The following is a 10,133-nucleotide window of genomic DNA, read 5'->3' on the forward strand; positions in this document are numbered from 1 at the left end:
AAAAGAGATGGCAATAAAGATAGCACTTGCCGGAAACCCAAACTGTGGAAAAACGACTTTATTTAATGCGTTGACAGGGTCAAATCAGTTTGTAGGAAACTGGCCGGGAGTAACGGTAGAAAAAAAAGAAGGAAAATTAAAAGGGCATAAAGATGTAGTGATAATGGACTTACCCGGAATTTATTCCCTTTCCCCATATACATTGGAAGAAGTTGTGGCAAGGAATTATTTGGTGGGGGAAAGACCTGACGCTATATTAAATATTATAGATGGAACAAATATGGAAAGAAATTTATATTTGTCCACACAGTTAATGGAATTGGGAATACCAGTTATTATGGCGGTGAATATGATGGACATCGTTGAAAAAAATGGCGATAAAATTCATATAAATAAATTAGGTGAAAAATTAGGATGTGAAGTAGTAGAAATTTCTGCTTTGAAAGGTACAGGAATTCGAAAAGCGGCAGAAAAAGCTGTTGGAATTGCTCAAGCAAAGAAAACTGCTGAAAGAAAACATGAATTTTCAAAAGAAGCAGAGGAGATTATTGAAAAAGTAGAAAGTAAATTAATCGGAATTGTTCCGCAGGAGCAAGAGAGGTTTTTCGCAATCAAATTATTGGAAAAAGATGACAAGATTTTAGAAATCATGTCAGACACTCTTGATGTATCAGAAGAAATCAAGGAAATGGAAGACCGATTTGATGATGATACAGAAAGTATTATTACGAATGAGCGATATACATATATTTCTTCTATTATAAAAGAGTGTCTTACAAAAACGAAAAAAAGAGAAATGACTACGTCAGATAAAATTGACCATATCGTTACAAATCGTTGGCTTGCTTTACCGATTTTTGCGGCGGTTATGTTTTTTGTTTACTATATTTCCGTTACAACAGTAGGAGATTGGGCAACTTCATGGGCGAATGACGGGGTATTTGGAGAAGGCTGGCATCTTTTCGGGATAAAATCCATTACAGTACCTAGTATTCCTGCTTTAGTAGAAAGTGGATTAACTGCAATCGGGTGTGCAGATTGGTTACAGGGACTTATTTTAGATGGGATTGTGGCAGGTGTCGGAGCGGTTCTTGGGTTTGTTCCACAGATGCTTGTACTATTTCTTTTCTTAGCCTTTTTGGAAGCCTGTGGCTATATGTCGAGAGTTGCTTTTATTATGGATAGAATTTTCCGTAAATTTGGTCTTTCGGGAAAATCTTTTATTCCAATGCTGATTGGGAGTGGTTGTGGTGTGCCGGGAATTATGGCATCAAGAACAATTGAGAACGATCGTGACCGAAAAATGACGATTATGACAACAACATTTGTTCCTTGTGGGGCGAAACTTCCGATTATCGCTTTAATTGCGGGAGCGTTGTTTGATGGAGCATGGTGGGTAGCACCGAGCGCTTACTTTGTTGGAATAGGTGCAATTATCTGTTCTGGAATTATTTTAAAGAAAACGAAGATGTTTGCAGGAGATCCGGCGCCGTTTGTTATGGAACTTCCGGCATATCATATGCCTACAATACAAAATGTATTAAGAAGTATGTGGGAAAGAGGTTGGTCTTTTATTAAAAAAGCAGGAACAATTATTCTACTTTCCACAATTGTACTTTGGTTCTTGATGAATTTCGGTTGGGTAAACGGAGCGTTTGTTATGCTTGAGCCTGAACAACTTAACAGCAGTATTTTATCTGCAATAGGTGGAATAGTTGCACCGATTTTCAAACCTCTTGGCTGGGGGGACTGGAAAATGGCTGTGGCAGCAGTCACCGGATTAATTGCGAAAGAAAATGTTGTAGGTACATTTGGTATTCTGTTTGGTTTTGCAGAAGTGAATGCGGATAACGGTATTGAAATTTGGGGACAGCTTGCGGCAAATATGACAGCATTGTCAGCATATTCTTTTCTTATTTTTAATTTGCTTTGTGCACCTTGTTTTGCGGCGATGGGAGCAATTAAGCGTGAAATGAATAATGCAAAATGGTTTTGGTTTGCCATTGGATACCAGACAATATTAGCATACGGTGTTTCACTTTGCGTATATCAAGTTGGGATGCTTGTGACAAAAGGAGTGTTTGGAATTGGAACAGTGGCAGCGTTTGTTTTAATAGCAGGATTTTTCTATCTTCTGTTTAGACCAAACCGTGCAGGAACAAAATAAAAGGAGGCAGATTTATGGGAACAATAATAGTAGGATTGATAGTGGCAACATTAGTTGGATTGGCTTTAAGAAGTATGATTCGAGATAAAAAGAACGGTAAATCATTACAGTGTGGTGGAAATTGTAAAAATTGTGGAGGACATTGTCACTAAAAATAAAATAAATCGAAAATGAGTTGTAGAAAGTTTATAAATCTTTAATTGCTTTTTTTTCTCAATATGATATATTTATTCGTTGTTATACGGATAGACGTTGGAGGAGGAAAAGAAATATGATGATTATTACGGACTCGGCTTCAGATATTACTTTGCAGGAAGCACGGGAAATGGGAATTGAAATGGTGTCGTTGCAGATTAAGTTTTCAGATGGAGATTTTATTCAAGAGAAAGAAGAAGATTTCGACAGATTTTTTAAAAAATTAGCGGAAGAGAAAGATTTGCCTGTAACAAGCCAGCCATCACCGGAGGATTTTCTGAAATTATATCGAGAAGCGCAGAAGAGAGGGGAAGACGTATTAGTTATCACACTTTCCAGCGGATTGAGTGGAACGGTAAATGCAGCGAATCTTGCAAAACAGATTAGCGAATATGACAGAGTTTGGATTGTAGATTCGGAACAGGCAATTATTACACAGCGTTTTCTTGTACAGCGTGCGGTTTCTTTGCGTGAAGAAGGTAAAGAAATTGAAGAAATTGTAGATTGTTTGAACGATTTAAAGAAAAGGCTAGTTGTATGCGGGATGTTGGATACATTAACTTATTTGAAAAAGGGTGGAAGAATCCCTGCTTCCTTGGCAGTTCTCGGAAATATGCTTCATATTAAACCGATTATCGAGTTAAAAGATAAAGTTTTGGTTATGCTGGGTAAGGCAAGAGGGAGAAAAGGTGCGAAGAAATATCTTTGGACAGAATTTGAATCTTACGAGATAGATGAAAATGAACCGGTATACTTTGGATATACATCTGATAAAGAGATTGTTAGGGAGTTTATGGAAGAAACTGTAGAGAAGTACGGAATTAAGCAGTATGCAATGTATGCGGTGGGCGGAATTATCGGTACACACGTTGGACCGTCCTGCATTGCAATCAGTTTTGTGAAAAAGAAATAGGTAAAGTTTATGACAGGGTATAAGTGGAATGCTTATATCCTGTTTTTTCTTCTTGACAACTCTTTCCCTTTCACATATACTCTTAATGAAAATGATTATCAATACAATAAAAACGCAAAGGAGAACAATATGCGAAAAAACAAAAAGATAGATGTATTGCTTATAGTGATGCTGTTTATTATGGCGGTGAGTGGATTTGCCATTCCGTTTTTCAGGGAATTGTTGTGGATAACTATCGTGCATAAAATGGCTTCGGTGCTATTTTGCATTTTATGTACAATGCATGTTTTACAGTATAAAAAGGGAAAGGGAGGAAAGAAAAATGTTTCATAAACGATTACTTTCAGAATTTAAAGATACAAAGAAAAAAGTTATACAAATGGTTTTCAGCCAGTGGGTAATGCTTATGGCGAATATTCTTTTTCTGCTTACGATAGCGGGATTTATCGAAACAATGACGACAGGCGGGGCTTTGAAGGAAAAAGGGGTGGCTCTTATCGTTGCTCTTGGAATTGTCATACTGATAAGAAGTTTGATGTCACTTTGGAACACAAGATTATCTTTTGAAGCTTCAAAGGAAGTAAAGAAAAAACTTCGTACAATGGTCTATGATAAGTTGATGCGTATGGGAAATCAATATAAAAAGTTTTTTCAAACTTCTGAAATTGTACAGATAAGTACGGAAGGTGTAGAGCAGTTGGAAATCTATTTCGGGAAATATGTTCCTCAGTTTTTCTATAGTATGCTTGCGCCAATCACGCTGTTTATTATTGTGGGAATGATGAGCATAAAGGTTGCTGTTGTTCTTCTTGTCTGCGTTCCTTTAATTCCGCTTTCAATTATAGCGGTGCAAAAGTTTGCAAAGAAGATGCTTGCAAAATATTGGGGAACATATACGGAAATGGGCGATTCTTTCTTGGAATGCCTACAGGGACTTACTACATTGAAAATCTATAATGCGGACGAACGGTATGCTAAAAAAATGGATGAGGAAGCGGAAAAGTTCCGAAAAGTGACAATGCGTGTTCTGATTATGCAGTTGAATTCTATTAGTATTATGGATTTGATTGCGTATGGCGGAGCGGGAGTCGGAATGATTTTAAGTGTATTGGAACTCCGTGCGGGAAATGTTTCATTGGCACAATGTTTCTTTATGATTATGGTGTCTGCTGAATTTTTCCTTCCGCTTCGTCTTCTCGGTTCATTTTTCCATATTGCCATGAACGGAAATGCTGCGGCAGATAAAATATTCCGTCTTGTTGATTTGGAGGAAGAGGAAGTTGAAGGGCAGACAGAAGAGATTATTGGCAATGAGGTTTGTTTTTCAGAAGTAGATTTCTCTTATGAGAAAGACAAACAGATCTTATCCGGTATTACTTTACAGGCGGAACACGGACTTACGGCTCTGGTCGGAGAGTCGGGCTGTGGAAAAAGTACAATTACTTCTATTCTAATGGGGGATAATTTTGTTGACAGTGGGCGAGTGACGATAGGCGGAGTTGTTTTGGAAAAAATTTCTCCGAAAGCACTTCGGAAAAAAGTGACAAGGATTCGTCACGACAGTTATCTGTTTGCGGGAACAATTCGTGAAAATCTTCTTATGGGAAATGAAAACGCAACGGAAACGGATATGAAGAGTGCGTTGGAAAAAGTACATCTGCTGGATTTTGTGGAAAAGAGCGGTGGTTTAGGCTATATTTTGCAGGAGAAAGCATCTAATCTATCGGGAGGACAAAAGCAAAGACTTGCCCTTGCGAGAGCGATTTTACATGACAGCGACATTTACATTTTTGATGAGGCAACTTCAAATGTAGATGTGGAAAGTGAAAATCAGATTATGGAGGTTGTGAGGGAACTGGCTAAGACAAAAACAGTTTTACTTATTTCTCACAGGCTGGCAAATGTAGTGTCGGCGGATAAGATTTACGTTTTAAAAGGCGGTAAAGTTGCAGAACAGGGAAAACATGAAGAACTTTGCAAGATAGAAGGATATTATTACAAAATGTTTCATCATCAGAGTGCGTTAGAACAATTTGGAAAGGGGGCAGTTTCTTATGAATAAATCAAGAAGCGGAAGTCAGGTTATGTTTGGACTTATCGGAATGATACGTCCGCTACTTGCGGTGATGTTTGTTGCCATTCTCATGGGCAGCATTGGAAATCTTATGGCAATTTTCATTACGGTACTCGGAGGCGTGGGAATTGGGAATGTGTTGGGCATAGATAAAACGATGCCGTTGACAACCATTTTTGTGCTGGCAATTATTTTTGCCGTACTGCGTGGAATATTGCGTTATGTGGAACAGGCGAGCAATCATTATATTGCGTTTAAATTGTTGGCGAGTATCCGTCATCAGATTTTTTCGGCGCTGCGTAAATTAGCCCCTGCCAAATTGGACGGAAAAGAAAAAGGAAATCTAATTTCCATTATTACGAGTGATATTGAACTGTTGGAAGTATTTTATGCCCACACGATTTCGCCGATAGTTATTGCAGTGCTGACTTCGGGTGTTATGGTTCTTTTTATCGGGCAGTATCATTGGATTTTGGGAGTAATCGCATTATTTTTCTATATTTTAGTGGGAGCGGTTATTCCGATTATCAATAGCAAAGCAGGACAGAAATATGGACAGAAGTACCGTAAACTATATGGAAACTTAAACACAACGGTTTTGGATAATTTATACGGTTTGGACGAAATTTTGCAGTATGGCAAAGAAAATGACAGAAAAGAAAAAATGGATAAGTTTACCGATGAATTGGAAGAGGTGAATGAAAAACTGAAGCAGCAGGAAGGACGGCAGAGGGTGAGTACAGATATAGTTATTTTACTTGCAGGTGTTGTGATGCTTCTTGTAAGTGCTACACTTGTTCCGGCAAGAGAAACGATTATCTGCACAATCGCAATGATGAGTTCTTTCGGACCTACAGGTGCTTTATCAGCATTATCAAATAACTTAAATCAGACGCTTGCCAGTGGAAATCGTGTGTTAAATTTATTGGAAGAAGAACCGATTGTGACGGAAGTGAACAGTGATGTTTCTGTTCCGCAGGGTGAGTTAAAACTTTTTGATGTGACATTTGGTTATCCTGACGCAGAAAAAAATATTTTAGAAAACTTTTCACTGCAAATAGAAGAGAATACAATACATGGGATTTTGGGAGAAAGTGGTTGCGGAAAATCAACGATTTTAAAACTTCTTATGCGTTTTTATGAAACGAAAGAGGGACAGGTATTGTATGAAAACCAAAATGTAAATGAAATAGATACAAAACAACTGCGAAAGCATATTTCTTATGTGACGCAGGAAACGTTTTTGTTTGAAGACACGATTGAAAACAATATTAAGATTGCAAAGGCAGATGCGACGAGGGAGGAAGTAATTGAGGCAGCAAAAAAAGCATCGCTTCATGAATTTATTCTTTCATTACCACTTGGATATGACACAAAACTTGCAGAATTAGGAGATTCCGTTTCGGGTGGGGAAAGACAACGTATCGGAATTGCGAGAGCATTTTTACATGATGCTCCGATTATCCTTTTGGATGAGCCGACAAGTAATATCGATAGTTTAAATGAAGGGATTATTTTGAAAACTTTATTGGAAGAAAAAGAGAATAAAACGATTGTACTTGTATCCCATAGAAAATCCACAATGTCGATTGCAGATAAAGTGAGCAGAATGTAGGAAGTATTTAAAATAATATAGGGGTAAAAGTGAATAATAATTACAAAATAATGAAAAAAAAGAATTTAATTGATGAATTATGCGTTTTGAAGTATAATTATTAATACAAAGTAAATGTTTGATATGAAAAAGGGGGTTATCGTATGAAGAAAAAGATTTGGATATATTTCTTTTGTTTATTGAGTATATGTTTATTAGGGTGTGGTCAAGAAAAAAGAATGAAAAGTACGGATAATCTCAAAATAATAATGAAAGAATTGTTTCATCCCATTAGCGATGAGGAATATCAAGAGTTTGAAAATAATTCTTCAATTTTTTCGTCATCCGGTTGGATGGGAAAGAGATTTAAGGGCGCAATGACAGAAGATGCGTATAAAACTTTTTTGGAAACAGGTACATATCAAATGATAATGCTATCTTATGAAAATGGCTGTAATATTGAGATAGAGAAAATAGAGATAAAGGAAAAAAAGGATTATGATGAGTTTCAGATAAAACTTCATCTAAGTGACAAAAGCGGAGACGATGAGAACTTGGAAGTAAATGGAACGGCACAGTTTGATGAGAATGGAAAGGTTCGCTATTTTAATTTAAACAATATAGATAAACTTGTTGGAATATTAAAAAAAGTAAAATAGAATAAAGGGTTCAAAGGAAGAAGGAGTTGCTATACTAAAGTAATTAGTATGTGACTTCTTTTTTGCTTTTCAGGGCATAATAAATAAAAGGCAAATAAAATGATCATTTTTATCTTGACGAAACATCTCTAATTAGTTAAAATAAATCTAAGTTAGATAAAACTAACCAAGGAGGAAACAATGAGCAGGGAGATATTTGAAATTGTACAGGAAATGGATTTAAAGAATATAGAGATACAGTTGGCACTACAATGCGCTCCTCTGATTACAGGTTTGAAAGCGTCTAATCTGCTTATTGTGTCTGTGGAAAACGAGAAATGGGTTAGAAAGATTATCGGAAAAAGTGACATTTCTTATTATAAGATGTTACAGACAGAGAAGAAGGTCACTTTTCTTCTGTTCAGGCGTAAACAACTAGAGGAATTTCTTTATAGGAAGGAAATTCAACAGTTTTTTCAACAGGAAGGTTATCGAGTATTTCAGTTTGGACAGATTTTGAAAACTTTTCAGATGCGGTATGCAACTTATATGAAGAAGAGAGGAGTTTTTCCGCATGAAATGGGATTACTTTTAGGTTATCCATTGGAAGATGTGAGAGGATTTATGGAGAATGAGGGAAAATATTTTCTCTATGCAGGTTATTGGAAAGTCTATGAGAATATGACTGAGAAAATGAGATTATTCCGTAAGTTTGAGGTGGCAAAGGAAACGTTAATTTCCCTCATTTATAATGGCGTTCGTATGGAAGAGATTATGACAAATTACGCAGGATAGGAGGAGCAAGATGAGTGTAGTTATTGTTGGTGGGCATGACCGCATGGTAAATCAATATAAGCAACTTTGTAAATTGTATAAATGTAAAGCGAAAATTTTTACACAGATGACGGCAAATTTGAGTGAACAGATAGGAAGCCCGGATTTGATTATTTTATTTACAAATACGGTTTCTCATAAAATGGTGCGTTGTGCGGTGACAGAGGCACAAAAATGTAATGCCAATATTGTGCGATGTCATACGAGCAGTAAAAATGCGTTAAATGAAATTCTGCAAAATGAATGTGTTTTATAGAATTTTCATGCTATACTAAGAACAAAAACGGTGGTGTAAAAATGAGTTTAGCGGATATGATTCTTATCGTAGGAATAACGGTGCTGGTTTTTCTTGTAGTAAGAAATCAGATAAAAAAGAGGAAGAACGGAGTCAGTGCATGAGGCTGTGGAAGTGGTTGTACAGGTTGTGCAGGAGATTGTTTTCAGGACAAAGAAAAGAAGTGATTGCTTTGTTGACATGGTGTAAAAATGATACTATAATTACAGTATAGTGCAGATGAAAAGCACAATAAAACAGAGGAGGCATTACATAATGGATGCAGGAAAAGTAAGTAGAATTTTAAAAGCAATGGAAGAACAGGGAATGCCACAGATGATTATTTCCGATCCTCCAAGTATTTATTATTTAACAGGGAAATGGATTCATCCTGGTGAAAGACTTTTAGCTCTTTACTTAAATGTGAACGGAAATCACAAATTAGTTATCAATAAATTATTCCCACAGGAAAAAGATCTTGGAGTGGATTTAGTTTGGTACGATGATATTGAAGACGGAGTAGAAATCTTAAGCAGATTTGTAGAGAAAGACAAACCAATCGGTATTGATAAAGTTTGGCCGGCAAAATTCTTATTAAGATTACAGGAATTAGGTGCGGGAAGCGAATTCCGTAATGGTTCTATGATTGTTGACTATGTAAGAATGATCAAAGACGAGAAAGAAAAACAATTAATGCGTGAAGCATCAGCAGCAAATGACAAAATTATGGAAGAATTAGTTCCATTGGTTGTTAAAGGATATACAGAAAAAGAATTAGATGCAATCGTTCGTGAAAAATATGCACAGTCAGGACATTCAGGTGTTTCTTTTGACCCAATCACAGCATATGGTAAATCAGGAGCAGATCCACACCATGTAACAGATGATACAAAAGGAAAACGTGGAGATTCAGTTGTACTTGACATCGGTGGTATTTTAAATGATTACTGCTCAGATATGACAAGAACAGTATTTATCGGTGAAGTATCTGACAGAGCAAGGGAAGTATATGAAGTAGTTAAAGAAGCACAGGCAAGAGGTATCGCAGCATCTAAACCTGGAAACAGAATGTGTGATGTAGACTTGGCTTGTAGAAACTACATTGAAGAAAAAGGATTTGGACAGTACTTTACACATAGAACAGGTCATTCTATCGGTATGGAAGATCATGAATACGGAGATGTTTCGTCTGTAAATGAAGATATCATTAAAGTGGGACAGTGTTTCTCTATTGAACCAGGTATTTACTTACCGGATGAAGGCATTGGTGTTCGTATTGAAGACCTTGTACTTATTACAGAAGATGGATGTGAAGTATTGAATAACTTTACAAAAGATTTAATCGTAGTTCCGGAAGAATAGGAATTAGTAAGAGAAAAAACGTCTTGTTGAAAGTGTGGTAACTTTTAACAAGACGTTTTTTTATTGTATTAAGAAAACCACG

At 36.5% G+C, this 10,133-nt stretch carries 11 protein-coding genes; all 11 read left to right on the forward strand.

From position 1 onward, the window contains the following. Positions 1–7 precede the first annotated feature (7 nt). The 11 genes from feoB to ACYPXO_RS01280 all read left to right on the forward strand — a co-directional run bounded on the left by feoB (position 8) and on the right by ACYPXO_RS01280 (position 10,051). Entirely contained in the window at positions 8–2,167 is a 2,160-nt protein-coding gene (feoB, locus tag ACYPXO_RS01230; protein ID WP_459638905.1) for a ferrous iron transport protein B, read from the forward strand. Positions 2,168–2,181: 14 nt separating this feature from the next. Then, positions 2,182–2,319 carry a FeoB-associated Cys-rich membrane protein gene (locus ACYPXO_RS01235; protein WP_459638906.1) on the forward strand — a complete coding sequence of 46 codons (138 nt, stop codon included), beginning with the start codon at positions 2,182–2,184 and terminating at the stop codon, positions 2,317–2,319. Positions 2,320–2,438: 119 nt separating this feature from the next. Next, positions 2,439–3,275, forward strand: coding sequence for a DegV family protein (locus ACYPXO_RS01240; protein ID WP_459638907.1), 837 nt, complete (start codon positions 2,439–2,441; stop codon positions 3,273–3,275). 129 nt (positions 3,276–3,404) lie between these two features. Continuing rightward, positions 3,405–3,608, forward strand: coding sequence for a hypothetical protein (locus ACYPXO_RS01245; RefSeq protein ID WP_459638908.1), 204 nt, complete (start codon positions 3,405–3,407; stop codon positions 3,606–3,608). Further along, positions 3,598–5,337, forward strand: a complete 1,740-nt coding sequence (locus tag ACYPXO_RS01250; protein ID WP_459638909.1) for an ABC transporter ATP-binding protein/permease — start codon at positions 3,598–3,600, stop codon at positions 5,335–5,337. The genes ACYPXO_RS01245 and ACYPXO_RS01250 overlap by 11 nt, the downstream gene beginning before the upstream one ends. Further along, positions 5,330–6,964, forward strand: a complete 1,635-nt coding sequence (locus ACYPXO_RS01255) for an amino acid ABC transporter ATP-binding/permease protein (RefSeq protein ID WP_459638910.1) — start codon at positions 5,330–5,332, stop codon at positions 6,962–6,964. Before ACYPXO_RS01250 ends, ACYPXO_RS01255 begins: the two co-directional genes overlap by 8 nt. 143 nt (positions 6,965–7,107) lie before the next feature. Then, positions 7,108–7,602 (forward strand): hypothetical protein, encoded by a 495-nt coding sequence (locus ACYPXO_RS01260; RefSeq protein WP_459638911.1) that lies wholly within the window; start codon positions 7,108–7,110, stop codon positions 7,600–7,602. A 180-nt stretch (positions 7,603–7,782) separates the two neighbouring features. Then, positions 7,783–8,376: a DUF3793 family protein gene (locus tag ACYPXO_RS01265; protein WP_459638912.1), complete on the forward strand. Its 594-nt coding sequence runs from the start codon at positions 7,783–7,785 to the stop codon at positions 8,374–8,376. 10 nt (positions 8,377–8,386) lie between these two features. Continuing rightward, positions 8,387–8,671, forward strand: coding sequence for a DUF2325 domain-containing protein (locus ACYPXO_RS01270; protein ID WP_459638913.1), 285 nt, complete (start codon positions 8,387–8,389; stop codon positions 8,669–8,671). Positions 8,672–8,712: 41 nt separating this feature from the next. Then, positions 8,713–8,814 (forward strand): FeoB-associated Cys-rich membrane protein, encoded by a 102-nt coding sequence (locus ACYPXO_RS01275; RefSeq protein ID WP_459638914.1) that lies wholly within the window; start codon positions 8,713–8,715, stop codon positions 8,812–8,814. A gap of 151 nt (positions 8,815–8,965) precedes the next feature. Further along, a complete protein-coding gene (locus ACYPXO_RS01280) occupies positions 8,966–10,051 on the forward strand; it encodes a M24 family metallopeptidase (protein WP_459638915.1) in 1,086 nt (361 codons plus the stop codon). Positions 10,052–10,133 lie beyond the last annotated feature (82 nt).

Source organism: Faecalimonas canis, from assembly GCF_054601575.1.

What these genes read in the sequence shown, in the direction of transcription:
- feoB (WP_459638905.1), top strand. Translation starts at nt 8, where the DNA reads ATGGCAATAAAGATAGCACTTGCCGGAAACCCAAACTGTGGAAAAACG.
- ACYPXO_RS01235 (WP_459638906.1), top strand. Translation starts at nt 2,182, where the DNA reads ATGGGAACAATAATAGTAGGATTGATAGTGGCAACATTAGTTGGATTG.
- ACYPXO_RS01240 (WP_459638907.1), top strand. Translation starts at nt 2,439, where the DNA reads ATGATGATTATTACGGACTCGGCTTCAGATATTACTTTGCAGGAAGCA.
- ACYPXO_RS01245 (WP_459638908.1), top strand. Translation starts at nt 3,405, where the DNA reads ATGCGAAAAAACAAAAAGATAGATGTATTGCTTATAGTGATGCTGTTT.
- ACYPXO_RS01250 (WP_459638909.1), top strand. Translation starts at nt 3,598, where the DNA reads ATGTTTCATAAACGATTACTTTCAGAATTTAAAGATACAAAGAAAAAA.
- ACYPXO_RS01255 (WP_459638910.1), top strand. Translation starts at nt 5,330, where the DNA reads ATGAATAAATCAAGAAGCGGAAGTCAGGTTATGTTTGGACTTATCGGA.
- ACYPXO_RS01260 (WP_459638911.1), top strand. Translation starts at nt 7,108, where the DNA reads ATGAAGAAAAAGATTTGGATATATTTCTTTTGTTTATTGAGTATATGT.
- ACYPXO_RS01265 (WP_459638912.1), top strand. Translation starts at nt 7,783, where the DNA reads ATGAGCAGGGAGATATTTGAAATTGTACAGGAAATGGATTTAAAGAAT.
- ACYPXO_RS01270 (WP_459638913.1), top strand. Translation starts at nt 8,387, where the DNA reads ATGAGTGTAGTTATTGTTGGTGGGCATGACCGCATGGTAAATCAATAT.
- ACYPXO_RS01275 (WP_459638914.1), top strand. Translation starts at nt 8,713, where the DNA reads ATGAGTTTAGCGGATATGATTCTTATCGTAGGAATAACGGTGCTGGTT.
- ACYPXO_RS01280 (WP_459638915.1), top strand. Translation starts at nt 8,966, where the DNA reads ATGGATGCAGGAAAAGTAAGTAGAATTTTAAAAGCAATGGAAGAACAG.